The sequence below is a fragment of the Candidatus Desulfofervidus auxilii genome (assembly GCA_030262725.1).
In the GTDB taxonomy this organism is placed as follows: Bacteria; Desulfobacterota; Desulfofervidia; order Desulfofervidales; family Desulfofervidaceae; genus JAJSZS01.
This window is the reverse complement of sequence record JAJSZS010000005.1, coordinates 106,481-123,141: the sequence shown is the minus strand read 5'-3', so window position 1 is coordinate 123,141 and position 16,661 is coordinate 106,481. Positions and strand designations below refer to the sequence as shown.

Here is a 16,661-nt window from a genome sequence, read left to right as displayed (position 1 = left end):
TTGGTAGCACTTGCTATAGGAGAAGTAATGCCCAAAAGGCTTATTTGAACAGGCATAAGCAGAAATGCCCCTGAAACTCCAGCCTGTGAAGTAAGAGTAGCAATGATAAAGGCAATTAAAGGTAATAAAAAATATTCCAATTTTTTGCTAAATATAATTTATTTTATCTTCCTGTATGTCCAAAACCACCTTCTGCTCGCTTTGATGGAGGTAATTCTGTTACCACCTCCCACTTTACCTTTACTATAGGAGATACTACTAGTTGAGCAATTCTATCTCCTGGAAAGATTCTATATGGTTTTTTCCCAAAATTGATAATGGCTACCTTTATTTCACCCCTATAATCCTGATCAATAGTACCTGGTGAATTGATAAGAGTAATACCGTGTTTTATAGCCAACCCACTCCTCGGTCTTATTTGTGCTTCAAAACCAGGAGGTAAAGCAATAGCAATGCCTGTAGGAATAAGAACAATATCTCCTGGTAATAAATCAACAGGTTTTTCAATAGCTGCAAAAATATCCATTCCTGCTGCATTTGGTGTCATATAAGCAGGTAAAGAGACACCTTGGCGTAAAATTTTAACTTTTACAAGAATTTTAAGACTTGTGTCCACCTCTTCTTCTTAAGTGAATATGAGGAGAAAGAGCTGCCTTACGGCTTAACTTAATTCTACCATCTTTTTCTACTTCTAGCACCCTTACAAGCACCTCATCTCCCTCTTTCAAAACATCACTTACCTTTTGCACACGTCTATGATCAAGCTCAGAAATATGAACCATTCCTATAATTCCAGGCAAAATTTCTACTAATGCACCAAAATCCATAACCCTTTTTACTTTACCAATATATAATCTTCCCACTTCTATATCTTGTGTTACTTGTTTTACAAGTTCTGCTGCTTTTTGAATAGCTTCTTCATTATTAGATATAATATGTACTTTACCTGTTTCTTTTATATCTATAGTTACGCCTGTTTTTGTAATAATATCCTTAATAACTCTACCACCAGGGCCAATAAGATTGGCAATTTTTTCTGGAGAAATCTCAACTATAGTTACTTTAGGAGCATAAGGAGAAATCTGAGGTTTAGGAGCAGAAAGTGTGGCTTCCATTTTATCTAATATGAAAAATCTACCCTCTCTTGCTTGAATTAATGCTTGATGAAGAATCTCTTTAGTTACACCCTCAATTTTAATATCCATTTGAATAGCTGTTATTCCCTCACGTGTACCAGCAACCTTAAAATCCATATCCCCACAGTGATCCTCATCACCTAAAATATCAGAAAGAATAACTATTTTATCATCCTCTTTTATCAACCCCATTGCGATACCTGCTACACTTTTCTTTATCGGCACACCCGCATCCATAAGTGAAAGAGAACCACCACATACAGTAGCCATAGAGGAAGAACCATTTGATTCCAATACTTCTGAAACTACTCTTATAGTATAAGGAAATTCTTCTTCTTTTGGAATAACTGGCTTTAAAGCCCTTTCAGCCAATGCACCATGACCTATTTCCCTTCTTGAAGGGCCACGTAATCTTTTTACTTCTCCTACACAATAAGGTGGGAAATTATAATGCACCATAAAAGACTTAAAACTTTCACCATAAAGAGCCTCAATTTTTTGCTCGTCTTCAGATGTTCCAAGAGTAGTTACAACCAATACTTGAGTCTCACCTCTTTTAAATAAGGCTGATCCATGTGTACGGGGTAATATTCCTACTTCACAATATATAGGCCTTATATCTTTAAAACCACGACCATCAATACGTTTCCCTTCCTCAAGGATCTTTTGCCGTATAACTTCTTTTTCTAAATCTAAAAAAATTGCCTTTGCTTGAGGTAGATTTTCATCACTGATTAATAAATCCTGTACTGCCTGATTAAATATATCTTTTAAATGTGCATGTCGAAGGAGTTTTTCAGGAATTTTTATTGCATCCTCTATAGCAGGCAAATAAATTTTCATTTTTTCTATAAGTTCTGAATCTACACAGGTTGTAATTTCCAACTTAGGTTTACCTACTTTTTTTTGTAATGATTTTTGTAAAGAAAGAATAGGTTCTAAAGCCTTTTTACCAACGAAAATAGCTTCAAGCACAGTTTCTTCAGGTACAAAAAGTGCCTCACCTTCAACCATTACTATTCCTTTTTCATGACCAGCTACTACAATATTTAACTCACTTTCTTGAAGTTGAGTCCTTGTAGGATTAATTACCCATTCACCTCTAACTCTTCCTACTCTTACTCCAGCAATAGGAGTAGCAAATGGAATATCAGAAATAAGTAAAGCTGCTGATGCTCCTATCATAGCTAAAATATCTGGGTCATTTTCTTGATCAGCTGAAAGCACAGTAGCAATAATTTGAACTTCATGTGAAAATCCATCTGGGAATAAGGGTCTTAGGGGACGATCAATAAGACGAGATGTAAGAATTTCTTTATCACTTGGTCGACCTATCTCTCTTTTAAAAAAACCACCCGGAATCCTACCAGCTGCATAGGACATCTCTTGATATTCTACTGTTAATGGTAAAAAATCAGAAGAAATTGTCTCTCCTCCCATAACAGCTGTTACTAAAACAACTGTATCAGCATAACTTACAAGTACTGCTCCATTAGCTTGATGAGCTACTTTTCCATAAGAAATAGAAAAAGTCCTGCCTGCCCATTCTATCTGTTCCTTTATCTCCATCTTTTTTCCTCTTTATTTTTATTTTCTCAAACCAAGCCTTTGAATAAGCCGACGATACCTTTCAATATCTTTTTCTTTTAAATAATTAAGCAAACGTTTCCTTTTACCTACAAGTTTTAATAAACCTCGCCGTGAATGGAAATCTTTTTTATGTATTTTAAAATGCTCTGTCAAATATTCAATGCGTTTAGTTAAAAGTGCAATTTGAACTTCTGGAGAACCAGTATCTTTTGGATGAAGTTGGAATTCTTTAATAATTTCTTGTTTTTGTTCAGGCATTAATGCCATTTTCCCCTCCTTCAAATACTTTTATTGGATGTAATCGCATTCCTTTTTCTAAAGGATAAGGTCTTAATAAAGCAATCAATTTTTTCTCTTTGTTTAAGCCACGAAATATTGAATTTGTCAATTTTTCAGGCCAAAAGATAGATTGACCCAATTTAATCTTTTTTTCTTGAATCCCATCTACAATAATAGAAGGTAAATGAGCCAAAGCTTCATTCATATTTATTAAATATTTTTGCCATTTTTTTGCTTTAATTGCCTCCCTTAAAATTTCAAGAGAAATCGCTTTCTCAATGCTAAAAGGCCCTGTTTTTAACCGGTGCAAACGTAATAAACATGCACCACATCCAAGTTTTTTCCCTATATCTGCACAAAGTGTCCTAATATAAGTCCCTTTAGAACAAGTTACTTCAAACTCAACCTCTGGTGGATGGAAAGAAATAATTTTTATATCATAAATTTCCACCTCTCTTGGTGAACATTCTATTTTTATCCCTTTTCTAGCATACTTATAAAGTGGTATTCCTTTCACTTTTATTGCTGCATAAGCTGGAGGTATTTGTTTAATTTTTCCTCTAAACTCTTTCATTACTTTTTCTAAATCATTTAAATTAATGTTTATACTTTCACACACATTTATCACTTCTCCTTCAATATCTTGAGTATCTGTCTCAATTCCTAAACGCATAGTAGCCAAATAAACCTTTTCCATTGATAAAAAATATTCAGCAATTCTGGTAGCCTTATTAATAAAAATAGGTAATACTCCTGTAGCTAAAGGGTCAAGAGTACCACCATGACCTGCTTTCTTTACTTTAAGCCATTGTTTTATCTTTTTAACAACACCAAATGAAGTAATGCCTTTTGGTTTATTGATAATTAATACACCTGATATTTCCATTTAAATTTCCACTTCAAACCGAAGTTCAGGCATAAATTTAAGCCTTACTCTTTTTGCCAATTCTCTTTTTATAAAATGATGTGCACTATCAAAGCCTTTTAAAGCTCTTTCTACTTTTTGTTTATTGTCCCAAACATCAAAAAAGATTGTTGCCAATTTTAAATCCTCAGAAACTACAACTCTTGTAATAGTCACACCTTGAAGACGTGGATCAGCAATTTTTTTTAATAAAATATCTGCTAATTCTCTCTGAAAGACTTCCGCAATCCTAAAGGCACGGGGATAACTTTTCATGTAAGATATCTTTTGTTGAAAAATGGATAATTTCTAACTCTACATCAATAATTTCTACCAAATTCATCTTTTCAATAAAATTAAGCACCTTATCTAACTCTGTTCTTATTCTATCACCATTTAAACCTACTTGGGATATACCTAGATAAATTAATTGCCATTGATCCTGAGCATCCACTTCAGCTATAGAAATATTAAATCGTTGCTTTATCCTTTCTACTATTTGACGTAAGATACGTCTTTTTCCTTTAAGTGAATGATTTCCTGGAAGACGTAATAAAACTTGCCCAACACCTACAACCATTTTATTCTGCTTCTTTTTTAGCTGATGGAACCAATTCTCGTTTTACTTCTTCCAATATATATGCTTGAACAATGTCTCCTACTTTAAAATCCTGAAAGTTCTCAAAACTCATACCACATTCATAACCAGCCATTACCTCTTTTACATCTTCTTTAAACCTCTTTAATGAAGCAAGTTTGCCTTTATATATAGCTGTTCCATCTCTTAAAATCCTTATACGATGTGAACGTTCTATCTTTCCATTTTTGACAAAACATCCAGCTACTTTACCTACTTTAGGCACTTTAAAAAGCTGCCTAATTTCTGCTTCACCCATTACCTTCTCTTGATACTCAGGTGTAAGCATTCCTCTCATTGCATCTTGAACTTCATCTAATAAATGATAGATTACTTCATAATAACGAATATCTACTTTTTCTCGCTCAGCCAATTCTCTTATTTTACCCGAAGGTCTCACATTAAAACCTATCACTACAGCTTTAGAAGCAGAAGCTAGTAATATATCAGATTCAGTTATAGAACCAGTAGAAGCATGTATAATATTTACTTTTATTTCATCAGTAGAAAGGCGAGTAAGTGCTTCTTTTATAGCTTCTACTGAACCTTGAACATCTGCTTTAACAATAAGTTTAAGTTCTTTTATCTCCCCTTCTTTAAATTTTTGATAAATGTTTTCAAAACTTACTCCTGCTTTAACAAGAGCTGCTTCTCTTTGCTTACTCTGACGATGACGGCTTACTTCCTTTGCAATATCTTCACTCTCTACTACTATTAACTGATCTCCTGCTTCAGGCACACCAGAAATACCTTGAATCTCAACAGGTATGGATGGGCCTGCTTTATCAACAGGCTTCCCCTGATCATTAAGCATAGCTCTTACTTTACCATAATGAAGTCCACAAACAAAATGATCACCTACTTTAAGGGTACCTTCTTTAATAAGAACTGTTGCTACAGGCCCTCTACCTCTATCTAATCTTGCCTCTATTACTACTCCTCTAGCAGGTTTATTTGGATTAGCCTTAAGTTCTAACATCTCAGCTTGAAGTAATACTAATTCTAATAAATCTTCAATACCTATTTTCTTTTTTGCTGAAATTTCTGCAAAAAGAGTATCTCCACCCCATTCCTCTGGAACGAGCCCTAGTTCTGCTAACTGCCTTTTCACACGTTCAGGATTTGCATTAGGCTTATCAATTTTATTAATAGCCACAACAATAGGAACACCTGCCTCTTTAGCATGATTAATTGCCTCACGTGTCTGTTCCATTACTCCATCATCTGCAGCTACTACCAAAATAACTATATCTGTAATTTGAGCACCCCTTGCCCGCATGGCAGTAAAGGCTTCATGACCTGGTGTATCCAAAAAGACAATACTACCTTTATCTAAAGTAACATAATATGCCCCTATATGTTGAGTAATACCTCCTACTTCTCTAGCAGCCACATTGGTATGACGAATGGCATCTAAAAGTGAAGTTTTACCATGGTCTACATGACCCATAACTGTCACTACTGGTGGTCTTGGTTTTAAATCTTCAGGTTTATCAGGAATGGGCTTTAAAACTTCTTCTTCCACAAAACCTACTTTTTTAACTTCATAATCAAATTCACTGGCTACTAATACAGCAGTTTCATAATCAAGTGGTTGATTAATAGTAGCCATTACCCCTAATCCCATAAGTTTTTTAATTACTTCATTTGCTTTTACTCCCATTGCTTTAGCTAGCTCAGCAACAGTAATAGTTTCTCCCATCTCTACCCTTCTTTTAGCTGGCTTAGGAGGTACAGTAATTGGTCTAGATGGTTTTTCCTTTTTCTCTTCTTTTTTCTTGGCTGGTCTTGAAGGAGGCACTTCAGGCATCGGCGCCAGCCCTAACTCTTCTTCATCAAACATCTCTATTACTACATGCCGATGCCGTTTACGTTCAGTTGGTTTCCTTTTTTTTCTTATTTTTTCTTCTTCTAAAAATTCTTCTTCCTTTGCTTTCTTCTTTTTCTTTGGCTTTTCAACCTCTTCCTTTTCAACCTCAGATATTGTTTGAGGCTGTTCTTCAACAGCCTCTTCTGGTTTCTCTTTAGGAGTTGTTTCTTCAATTACTTCTGGTTTTGCAACTTCTACCTCTTTAGGTGTTACTTGAGCTTTTTTCCTCACAATAACCTTTTTTTGCCTCTCTTCCTTTGGAAAACTGGCAAAGGCATCTTTAATACGAGCTACTTCATCATCAGTAAGGGTGCTCATGTGACCCTTTACCATAATGCCCAATTCTTCCAATCTATAAAGCAATTCTTTACTAGTAATATTTAATTCTTTAGCTAATTGAAATACTTTAACTTTGGACATATTTCCCTCTTTCTAAAAAACCTTCTATTTCTTGTTTAAACTCTTTGTAGGCAGTTTCCTCTAAGGGATGGCGAAGAGAACGAGCTAATTTTTTCCAAATACGTAATGAATTTAATTTTTTTAAACATGATTTACTACAAACATAAGCTCCCCGTCCAGGAAGTCGCTGTTTTTCATCCAATTTAATTTTACCTTTATAACAAGTTATACGAATTAAATTACTTTTATAATCCTTTTGACCACAAACTACACAAGTCCTTATAGGATAAGGCTTATTCCTCACCACCCTGTTTTTCTCCTGTCTCTTCACTCATAAATCTTTGAGCAGCCATAATTAAAGATTTTGCCTTTTTTTCATCAAAACCGATTTCTTTTAATTCATCAACACTACATTGAGCTAACTCTTCTGCTGAACGAATTTCATTCTGTGTTAAAAGATCAGCAATTTCCTTTGTTACTCCTTCTACTTTTAAAAGTGTTTCATAACGCAATCTCTCAATTTCTTCATAATGACTTTTGCTACGTACATCTAGTTTCCAACCTGTTAATTTTGAAGCTAATCTTACATTCTGTCCTCCCCGACCAATAGCCAATGAAAGTTGATCATCTGGTACAATAATTTCCATACTTTGTTCTTCTTTATCCATTATAACTTTTAATACCTTTGCCGGAGCTAATGCATTACAAATAAATTTTACTGGATCAGGATCCCAAAGTACAATATCTATTTTTTCTCCTTTTAACTCCCTCACTACATTTTGCACTCTTGAACCTCGAAGCCCAACACAAGCCCCTACCGGATCTACATCCATGTCCTGAGATACAACAGCAATTTTTGCACGGCTTCCTGGTTCACGAGCAGCACTGATAATTTTAACTATCCCTTCTGCAATTTCTGGTACTTCTAAAGTAAAAAGGGCAATAAGAAAAGCAGGATGGGTACGAGAAAGAATAACTTGAGCTACACGGCTTTCTTTCTTTACATCTAAAATATATGCCCTTAATCTATCACCTCTTTTAAAATTATCTTTACCAGGTATAATCTCTTCCCAAGGTAAAAGTGCTTCTGTTTTACCTAAGTTGACAATTATTCCTTCTTTATCTAGACGTTGAACAATACCATAAGCTATTTCTCCCTTCCTATCTTTAAACTCTTCATAAATAATCTCTCTTTCAGCCTCTTTCATCCGCTGCAAAATTACTTGTTTTGCCGCCTGAGCAGCAATTCGGCCAAACTCACTTGTATTCAGTTTTATTCCTATACTATCACCTATATCTACTTCTGGATCAAATTTTCTTGCTTCTTCTAAAGTAATTTCCTTCATTGTATCAGTTAAATCTTTTACAACTGTTTTAAAGAGATAAACATCTACTTCTCCTGTTTCTTCATTATAAGCCACTTCAATATCTGCTTGATGTCCATATTTTTTTCTAGCTGCTGAACGAATAGCTTCCTCAACTGTTTTTATAAGAAAACTCTTCTCAATACCTTTATCCTTTGTCACTTGTTCGATAATCCGTTTTAGTTCTGCTGCCATAAATTTCTCCTTAAATTTCAAAATCAAGATTTGCTTTTGCAATAGAATCAAGGGGAATCTCATATATTTTCCCTTTAATCTCAACCTTTACTATGCCTTCTTCTATCCCTAATAATGTACCTCGAAATATTTTTTGACCATTTATTGGCTGATATGTCTTTATCTGTACAAGATGTCCTTCATATTTTTTATAATCTTCTTCCTTTTTAAGAGGACGAGTAAGTCCAGGCGACGATACCTCTAAAGTATAAGCTGTATCAATAGGATCCTCAATATCTAAAAGAGCACTTAATTGTTGACTTACTATTGTACAATCATTTAATGTAACTCCTCCAGCTTTATCAATATAAACCCTCAATACCCAACCTCTACCTTCTCTCTGAAATTCTATATCCACCAATTCAAGCCCTTCACTTTCAACAATGGGTGTAACAAGCTTTTCTACAATACTAATTACTTTTTCAGTATATAAACTCATATTCTCTCCTAATAAAAAAGTGGGCAAATGCCCACTTTCCTTTCTCTATGGAGCGGGCAACGGGATTCGAACCCGCGACCACGAGCTTGGGAAGCTCGCACTCTACCACTGAGTTATGCCCGCATGTTTAAAATATAATTTATTTCCTCTTGCTTGTCAATGTAAAGGGAGATGAGTATTGACAAAGCCCATTTTCGCTGTAAGATTTTGAAAAAAGGAGGTGTTTTTATGCCTATATATGAATTTCGCTGTTTAAGATGTGGAGAAATTTTTGAACTTTTAAAAATTAAAACAGAAGATGATATGGTAGAAATGAAATGTCCTGAATGTGGTTCTTCAAAAATTGAGAGAGTTTTAAGTAAAATAGGTATGGTAAAAGAGAAAAGTGGAGGACCCACAACCCAATTTCGTCAATGTAGTAGTGGTACCTGTGGCACTTTAAGTGTCCCTGGCCCTGAAAAATGAGCTGTCCTAGAATTGTACTTGCTGGCCTTAGTGGCGATACTGGAAAAACAGCTATAAGTGTAGGTTTATGTCGGGCATGGCAACAAAAAAATTATAAAGTGGTACCTTTTAAAAAAGGGCCAGATTATATAGATATGGGCTGGCTCAGTTTAGGTGCTAATCATCCTTGCTATAATTTAGATCTTTTTTTTATGACAAAAGAACAAATAATCTTTTCTTTCTGTTTACATACAAAGTATGCAGATATAGCTGTTATTGAAGGAAATAGAGGACTTTTTGATGGATTAGATGTAGAAGGCACAGTAAGCACAGCTGAATTAGCGAAACTTCTTAATGCCCCAGTAATTCTTATTGTTGATTGTACAAAGGTAACTCGCACAATTGCCGCTTTAGTATTAGGCTGTCAATATTTTGATCCTAAAGTATCAATTAAAGGAGTGATTCTTAATAAATTAGCACATGCACGACATGAGAACATAATTAAAGCCAGTATTAAAAAATATTGTAAATTGCCTATACTTGGTGCTATTCCTCGACTTGAAAATATTACTTTCCCAGATAGACATTTAGGACTTATTCCTCCTCAAGAACATCCAAAGGCTGAAGAAGCAATACAGTCTGTAGCTGAAATAGTAAAAAAATATCTTGATATAGAAACAATCTGGCAAATTGCAAATCAAACACCATCATTATCTTTTATAGAAAAAAATATACCTTCTTTAATAAAAGGGATTAATATAAAAATTGGTGTTATTAAGGATGCAGCTTTTCATTTTTATTATCCAGAAAATCTTGAGGTATTAAAAAAAGCCGGAGCAGAGATAATTGAATTTAGTGCCCTTAAAGATACATTACCAGATGATTTAGATGCCCTTTATATAGGTGGTGGATTTCCAGAAACTCATGCTGAAATGCTCTCTTCTAATCTTTCTTTAAGACATGCTATTAAAGAAGCAGCTGAAGCAGGACTTCCTATTTATGCTGAATGTGGCGGCCTTATGTATTTAAGTGAAAAACTTATTTGGCAAGAAAAAACTTATCCTATGGTAGGAATATTACCTATAATATTAGGAGTAAGTAAGAAACCTAAAGGACATGGTTATACAATAATTGAAGTAATTTCTAAAAATCCATTTTTCAAAACAGGTCATATATTGAAAGGACATGAATTCCACTATTCTTACGTCCTTAAATGGACACAAAAGAAAGGTTACTTTGCTTTTTCTGTTAAAAAAGGCTATGGTATTGATGGAAAACATGATGGATTTTGCTATAAAAATGTGCTCGCTGCTTATACCCATTTACATGCTTTGGGAACAGAAGAATGGGCTAAAAATTTTATAAAACAAGCAATTAATTACCATTTTAAAAAATCTAAAAATCTCTCACAATGAAATTAATAAAATATATCTTCTTGATTCTCTTCATGGAGGTAATAATGGTCAAAATTGCACAAGCAGAATTATCTTTATTAAAAACAATGAAGGTTTTTAATTTACCTTCTGGTCTCAAATTAATATTTCAAAAGAATGATTCAGCTAAAGTAGTAGCTATTCAAATATGGGTAAAAACAGGTAGTGCTTATGAAGATGAAAGAGAGGCTGGAATTAGCCATTTTATTGAGCATATGGTTTTTAAAGGTACAAAACATTATCAACCTGGCGAAATTGCTAAAATTATTGAAGGACATGGTGGTAGTATTAATGCATATACAAGTTTTGATTACACTGTTTATCATGTTGTAATGCCATCTGAAAAATGGCAAATAGGTTTAAATATATTAATAGACATGGTAAAAAATGCCACTTTTGAAGAAAATGAATTAGAACAAGAAAGAAAAGTAATATTAGAGGAAATTCGCAAAGACCATGATTCTCCTTTTTTCATCCTTTCTAATACTCTTTTTTCTACTGCTTATAAAATTCATCCCTATCGTCGTCCAGTAATCGGATGGATAGAAACAGTAAATGCAATTAAAAGAGAAAATCTTTTAAATTATTATCATTATTGGTATAAACCTTCAAATATAGTTATAGTAGTTGTTGGCAATGTAGAAGAAGAAAAGGTAAAAGAGGTTTTAAATAAAGCATTTCCTGAAATTCATTCACCTGTTCATTTTCAACCAAAAACAGAACCACCTCAAAGTGAAATGCGTTTAAAAATTTTAAAAAAACCTTTTAAAGAAACTTATTTAGGACTAGCTTTTCCTATACCAAAATGTGGTACACCAGAAGCCCATGCTTTAGATATACTTTCAGAGATTTTGGGAGGTGGTGAAAGCTCTCGTCTTACAGTAGCTTTAAAATTAAAAAAACCTATTGTGCATTCTATTTCTACTCATTCTTTTACTCCTAAGGGGCCTGGATTGTTTATTATTTATGCTGTATTAGATGAAAAAAATGTAAAAGAAGCTCTAAAAGAGATTTTTTATCAAATTGAAAAGATAAAACATGAAGGTGTTTTAAATGAAGAATTAGCAAAAGCAAAACTGAATGTAGAAGCAGATTTTATTTTTGATCAAGAAACTATGGAAGGATGGGCTAGAACCCTTGGGGTATTTGAAGTAGTAGAAGGGGACGCAAGAAAATGTGAAGAATATCTTTTTGATATTAAAAATGTTACTGTTGAGGAAATAAAAGAAGTAACCAAAAAATTTCTTATACCAGAACATCTATCCCTTGTATTAGTTTTACCTGAAGAGGCAAAATTAAATCTTAAAAAAGAAGAAATATATAAGCTTTGGCCAAAGTATATAGAAAAAGAAAAAATTTCTCAAAAAAAAGTACATAAGTTTGTTCTTAAAAATGGGCTCACTTTGCTTATAAAAGAAAATCATCGTTTACCTACATTTGCAATCTCTGCTGTTTTTATGGGAGGATTAAGGGCAGAAACAAAGAAAACAAATGGTATTTGTAATTTTGTTGCTAAAATGTTAATGAGGGGCACAAAAATACATTCTGCTGTTGAATTGGCTAATTTAATTGAAAGTATGGCAGGAGAAATTGATACATTTTCTGGATGGAATACTTTTGGTCTTAATGCTCACTTTCTTTCTCGCTATTTTAAAGAGGCTATGTCAATTATAAAAGAAATTTTATGCGAACCCTCTTTTGATCCAGAAGAGATAGAAAAATTGCGTCCTTTATTACTTGCTGCTATCAAACAGAAAGAAGATAGACCTTCTTCCTTAGCTTTTTATTATTTCTATCAAGCTCTTTATCAAAATCATCCTTATGGAATGGATGTCTTAGGCACAGAGGAAACTATCTCAAAAATCAATAGAGATGATTTAATTAATTTTTATCAAAAATATGTCATTCCTAACAATTTAGTATTAGCAGTAGTAGGAGATGTCCATACTGAAAAAGTACTAGCTACAGTAGAAAAACTTTTTGGTAATTGGCCTAAGAAAGAAATCAATTTATTTAAACCACCTACACCTCTTCCACCTTCACAAGATGTAATAGTGAAAAAATATTTACCTAAAGAACAAGTACATTTTGTATTAGGAAACTTAGCTACTACACTATATAGTCAAGATAGATATGCTATGGCAGTTTTAGATGCCTTACTCTCTGGACAAGGTGGTAGATTATTTATCAATTTAAGAGATAAAAAAGGGCTTGCTTATGCTCTTTCTTTTGTTCATAGAGAAGGGATAGAACCTGGTATTTGGGGTATTTATATGGCTACTAGCCCTGATACTCTTAAGAAAGCTATAAATGGAGTAAAAAATGAACTTGAAAAATTAATAAAAGATGGAATTAAAAAAGAAGAAGTAGAAAATGCTAAAGAATACGTACTTGGTCAATTTTTAATTGGCTTACAAACTAATAGTCAACAAGCTATTTCTATGGCTTTAAATGAGCGTTATGGTCTAGGATATAATTATGATGAGCTTTACATAGAAAACATAAAAAGAGTAACAAAAGAAGATATTATAAAGGTGATAAAAAAATATCTTGCTAAAAAAGGCTATGTATTAAGTCTTATAGGCCCAATAAAAGATTTTTAAGTCGTGTAAAGCTGTCCATAAGGACGGGAAGAAGCAGGAACAATCTTTTGAAATGGATGATCAAAAATCTTTTCTAATTCAAAAGAAAAATCTTCACAATATTCCTTAAGCAATTTTCTAAGTAACTTATAATCCTTTTCTTCTATATCCTTTAAAACAGCACCCTCCCCTAAATAAAAAGTATCAACCTTACCACGAACATAAATTACTCCACCATGCATACCCGTACCAAGACACATCCCAGCAATCGACCCCTTCTTATTAAAACCCAAAACAATAATTATCCCACCAGCCATATACTCACCTAAAAAACCTCCAGCACAACCACCAATAATAATAACAGGATTTTTCTTATCAAAACCCTTCATGTGTATCCCTGCACGATATCCGACATCTCCTAATATATGAATCCTGCCACCCCTCATAGCATATCCAACAATATCACCAGCTAAACCATGAACAATAATCTTCCCATCATCCATAGTGTTGCCTACACCATCCTGTGCATTACCATAAACCACAATCTCTGGGCCTTGCATAAATGTACCTAAATCCTGACCAGGTGTACCGTATATCTCAATCTTTATCTTCTCCTCTATACCTGCACCTACATACCTTTGACCATTTACATGTCTTAAAATAAAATGTCTCTCTCCTTCTGCTACCTTTTTTCTAATAAGTCTGTTTAAATCTTTATAATCAAAACCCTTTGCATCAACCTCAAGCATTTCCCAATCTCGCTATAACTGCTTCTCCGGCTTTAGGAACATAAATATTAGCTTCTTCTTTACAAATAGCTCTTATGGCACACTCTTCTGAAGCCATAAAAACCATATCTTCTGTTTCTGCACAAACAAGCGGGCGTAATTTTATCCTATCATTTAAACCAACTAATCCATCTTTAAAAGAAAAAAGAATAGCAAAAGGCCCATTTAAAAGGGCACTTCCATAAACTACACGTAAAGTTGTATATAATTTTTTCTCTTCTTCTGGCATACGTTCAATTTCATCCCAAAAAGGAGGAGCTAAAATCTTACAAGCTATTTCTAAAGGCAATTTATGTCTTCTTATAAGTAAATCTAAAAGATAGGCTACAACTTCAGTATCAGTTAAAAGACAGCAATGATAGCCAAACATTTCTATATATCTTTTATTTATCCCATAAGAAGAAAGCTCACCATTGTGCACAATAGCCCAATCTAAAAGAGAAAAAGGATGAGCACCACCCCACCAGCCTGGGGTATTAGTAGGAAACCTAGTATGAGCAATCCAGATATAACCTTTATATTCATCTATTTTAAAAAAATCAGCTATATCTTCAGCAAATCCTACACCTTTAAACACTCCCATATTTTTTCCACTAGAAAATACAAAGGCTCCTTTAATATATAAATTTATTTTCATTACCTCTTTAACAATTTCATCATCAGGAGAGGATGAAGATTTTGATTTAACAAAGTATCTTTTAAGAACAGGAGGATTTGAAACAAAACGATTTTTCCTTTGTGGAATGACCTCTTCATAAGCAATATATAAATTTTCCTTTAAAAGTGATTCTGTTTCCTTTTTTGCCAGATTATCTTCATACATAATATGCAAAGCATAATAATCGCTATATTCAGGATAAATACCATAAGCAGCAAACCCACCTCCAAGACCACTTCCTCTTTCATGCATATTGGCAATGGAAGTTACAATCAAATCCCCTGAAATTTTTTTTCCTTTTTTATGTAAAAAACCAGTTAATCCACAACCAGAAATTTCTTTACTCACCTGCATGTTTTATTCCTAAAATAGAAAGTTCCTTTTCATTAAGACCAATCCCTCTAAGCCTCTCCCTATTTCCCCTAAGACTTTCTAATGCATTTATCCCCATCGCACCTAACATCTCCTTAATCTCATGACCCCATGCCTTAACTAAATTTACTAATCTTTTAGCTGCCTCCTCAGGTTTTATCCTCTTCCTTAATTTAGGATCATTTGTAGCTATACCCCAAGGACATTTCCCTGTATAACAATGCTGACATAATGTACAACCAAGCGCAATTAAAGCAGCCGTCCCAATATAAACAGCATCCGCACCCAAAGCAATTGCCTTCACAACATCAGCACTACACCTAATACCTCCAGAAACAATTATAGAAATCTGATTCCTTATCCCCTCCTTCCTCAATCTCTCATCTACAGCCGCTAATGCTAACTCAACAGGAATCCCTACATGATCCCTTATCATCGTCGGAGCAGCTCCAGTACCACCCCTAAACCCATCAATCACAATAACATCCGCACCTGCCCTCACAATCCCACTGGCAATCGCCGCTACATTGTGCACAGCAGCAATCTTGACAAACACTAATTTTTCATAATTTGTTGCTTCCTTTAAAGCATATATAAGCTGCTTTAAATCCTCTATAGAGTATATGTCATGATGAGGCGCTGGTGAAAGTGCATCTGTACCTACTGGTATCATCCTTGTCATAGAAATCTCTTCATCCACCTTCTCCCCTGGTAAATGACCTCCAATACCTGGCTTCGCACCCTGACCAATCTTTATTTCTATCGCTACTCCAGCTTTCAAATACCTAGGATGAACACCAAATCTGCCAGAAGCACATTGCACAATCGTATGCTTTCCATATTTGTAAAGCTCAGGATGTAAACCCCCTTCACCTGTGTTGTAAAGTGTGTTTAGTTCCTCCGCCGCCCTAGCTAAAGCACGATGAACATTCAAATTCAATGCACCATATGACATGGCAGCAAATAAAATAGGATAATCAATTACAATTTGAGGAGATAATGTCGTCTTTAAAGAGTATCTATCCCCCTCTTTATCCACCTCTAATGCATCTGGCTTCCTCCCCAAAAATGTCCTTATCTCCATCGGCTCCCTTAATGGGTCAATTGAAGGATTTGTCACCTGACAGGCATCTAAAAGCATCTTGTCCCAATAAATCGGATAAGGTAAAGGATTACCTGCACCAGTAAGCAATACCCCACCTGTCTCAGCTTGCTTGTATATGTTTTTTATATATGTCTCTGTCCAAAGTGCATTCTCCCTAAAAGAAAAAGAATTCCTCCGAATAATCAATGCATTATTAGGACACATCGCTTCACAGCGCTTACATCCAACACACTTCATCTCATCCGAAAGCACCCTCTTTAATTTCTTATCATAATAATGAACACCATAAGAGCATTCCTTTATACAAAGCTTACAATTATTACACCTTAATTCATCCCTATAGATAAGAAAATCAGGAAAACGCAGTTTATAATTTTTTTCTTTCTGCTTGGCGGAATTTTGATGACTATTTTTCGATTTCATATCG

The 16,661-nt window shown here is 34.2% G+C and carries 17 protein-coding genes and 1 tRNA gene; 3 read left to right on the top strand and 15 right to left on the bottom strand.

Annotation, left to right across the window (positions count from 1 at the left end; translation table 11 throughout):
* The 12 genes from LWW95_04510 to LWW95_04455 all read right to left on the bottom strand — a co-directional run.
* A partial coding sequence (locus LWW95_04510) for a sulfite exporter TauE/SafE family protein (GenBank protein ID MDL1956301.1) occupies window positions 1-140 on the bottom strand: 140 nt, incomplete at its 3' end.
* A 23-nt stretch (window positions 141-163) separates the two neighbouring features.
* Complete coding sequence (gene dut / locus LWW95_04505) at window positions 164-547, bottom strand: dUTP diphosphatase (GenBank protein ID MDL1956300.1); 384 nt, start codon at window positions 545-547, stop codon at window positions 164-166.
* A gap of 52 nt (window positions 548-599) precedes the next feature.
* On the bottom strand, window positions 600-2,705 hold the full coding sequence (gene pnp, locus LWW95_04500) for a polyribonucleotide nucleotidyltransferase (protein ID MDL1956299.1): 2,106 nt from the start codon (window positions 2,703-2,705) through the stop codon (window positions 600-602).
* Between the two features lie 18 nt (window positions 2,706-2,723).
* Window positions 2,724-2,993: a 30S ribosomal protein S15 gene (gene rpsO / locus LWW95_04495; protein ID MDL1956298.1), complete on the bottom strand. Its 270-nt coding sequence runs from the start codon at window positions 2,991-2,993 to the stop codon at window positions 2,724-2,726.
* The gene (gene truB / locus LWW95_04490; GenBank protein MDL1956297.1) at window positions 2,977-3,891 is read right to left on the bottom strand and encodes a tRNA pseudouridine(55) synthase TruB; all 915 of its coding nucleotides are present in this window, start codon (window positions 3,889-3,891) and stop codon (window positions 2,977-2,979) included. The genes rpsO and truB overlap by 17 nt, the downstream gene beginning before the upstream one ends.
* Window positions 3,892-4,185, bottom strand: a complete 294-nt coding sequence (rbfA, locus tag LWW95_04485; protein ID MDL1956296.1) for a 30S ribosome-binding factor RbfA — start codon at window positions 4,183-4,185, stop codon at window positions 3,892-3,894.
* Window positions 4,160-4,489 carry a DUF503 domain-containing protein gene (locus LWW95_04480; protein ID MDL1956295.1) on the bottom strand — a complete coding sequence of 110 codons (330 nt, stop codon included), beginning with the start codon at window positions 4,487-4,489 and terminating at the stop codon, window positions 4,160-4,162. The genes rbfA and LWW95_04480 overlap by 26 nt, the downstream gene beginning before the upstream one ends.
* A 1-nt stretch (window position 4,490) precedes the next feature.
* A complete protein-coding gene (infB, locus tag LWW95_04475) occupies window positions 4,491-6,836 on the bottom strand; it encodes a translation initiation factor IF-2 (GenBank protein MDL1956294.1) in 2,346 nt (781 codons plus the stop codon).
* Window positions 6,823-7,122: a YlxR family protein gene (locus tag LWW95_04470; GenBank protein ID MDL1956293.1), complete on the bottom strand. Its 300-nt coding sequence runs from the start codon at window positions 7,120-7,122 to the stop codon at window positions 6,823-6,825. Before LWW95_04470 ends, infB begins: the two co-directional genes overlap by 14 nt.
* Window positions 7,109-8,374, bottom strand: a complete 1,266-nt coding sequence (nusA, locus tag LWW95_04465) for a transcription termination factor NusA (protein MDL1956292.1) — start codon at window positions 8,372-8,374, stop codon at window positions 7,109-7,111. Before nusA ends, LWW95_04470 begins: the two co-directional genes overlap by 14 nt.
* A gap of 10 nt (window positions 8,375-8,384) precedes the next feature.
* Window positions 8,385-8,852 carry a ribosome maturation factor RimP gene (gene rimP, locus LWW95_04460; protein MDL1956291.1) on the bottom strand — a complete coding sequence of 156 codons (468 nt, stop codon included), beginning with the start codon at window positions 8,850-8,852 and terminating at the stop codon, window positions 8,385-8,387.
* Between the two features lie 48 nt (window positions 8,853-8,900).
* Window positions 8,901-8,975: transfer RNA gene (locus tag LWW95_04455), tRNA-Gly, on the bottom strand.
* Between the two features lie 105 nt (window positions 8,976-9,080).
* Between LWW95_04455 and LWW95_04450 the strand changes: the two genes are divergently transcribed.
* The 3 genes from LWW95_04450 to LWW95_04440 are packed head-to-tail and all read left to right on the top strand — an operon-like array spanning window position 9,081 to window position 13,332.
* Window positions 9,081-9,317, top strand: coding sequence for a zinc ribbon domain-containing protein (locus tag LWW95_04450; protein ID MDL1956290.1), 237 nt, complete (start codon window positions 9,081-9,083; stop codon window positions 9,315-9,317).
* Window positions 9,314-10,711 carry a hydrogenobyrinic acid a,c-diamide synthase (glutamine-hydrolyzing) gene (gene cobB / locus LWW95_04445; GenBank protein ID MDL1956289.1) on the top strand — a complete coding sequence of 466 codons (1,398 nt, stop codon included), beginning with the start codon at window positions 9,314-9,316 and terminating at the stop codon, window positions 10,709-10,711. The genes LWW95_04450 and cobB overlap by 4 nt, the downstream gene beginning before the upstream one ends.
* Before the next feature lie 44 nt (window positions 10,712-10,755).
* Window positions 10,756-13,332, top strand: coding sequence for an insulinase family protein (locus tag LWW95_04440; GenBank protein ID MDL1956288.1), 2,577 nt, complete (start codon window positions 10,756-10,758; stop codon window positions 13,330-13,332).
* On the opposite strand, the gene LWW95_04435 is transcribed toward LWW95_04440, so the two are convergent.
* Genes LWW95_04435 through LWW95_04425 form a run of 3 tightly spaced genes read right to left on the bottom strand, consistent with a single transcriptional unit; the run spans window position 13,329 to window position 16,657 of the window.
* Window positions 13,329-14,060 (bottom strand): hypothetical protein, encoded by a 732-nt coding sequence (locus LWW95_04435; GenBank protein MDL1956287.1) that lies wholly within the window; start codon window positions 14,058-14,060, stop codon window positions 13,329-13,331. The genes LWW95_04440 and LWW95_04435 overlap by 4 nt on opposite strands.
* Window positions 14,053-15,111 (bottom strand): glutamine amidotransferase family protein, encoded by a 1,059-nt coding sequence (locus LWW95_04430; GenBank protein MDL1956286.1) that lies wholly within the window; start codon window positions 15,109-15,111, stop codon window positions 14,053-14,055. The genes LWW95_04435 and LWW95_04430 overlap by 8 nt, the downstream gene beginning before the upstream one ends.
* Window positions 15,098-16,657 (bottom strand): alpha-hydroxy-acid oxidizing protein, encoded by a 1,560-nt coding sequence (locus LWW95_04425; GenBank protein MDL1956285.1) that lies wholly within the window; start codon window positions 16,655-16,657, stop codon window positions 15,098-15,100. The genes LWW95_04430 and LWW95_04425 overlap by 14 nt, the downstream gene beginning before the upstream one ends.
* Window positions 16,658-16,661: the final 4 nt, after the last annotated feature.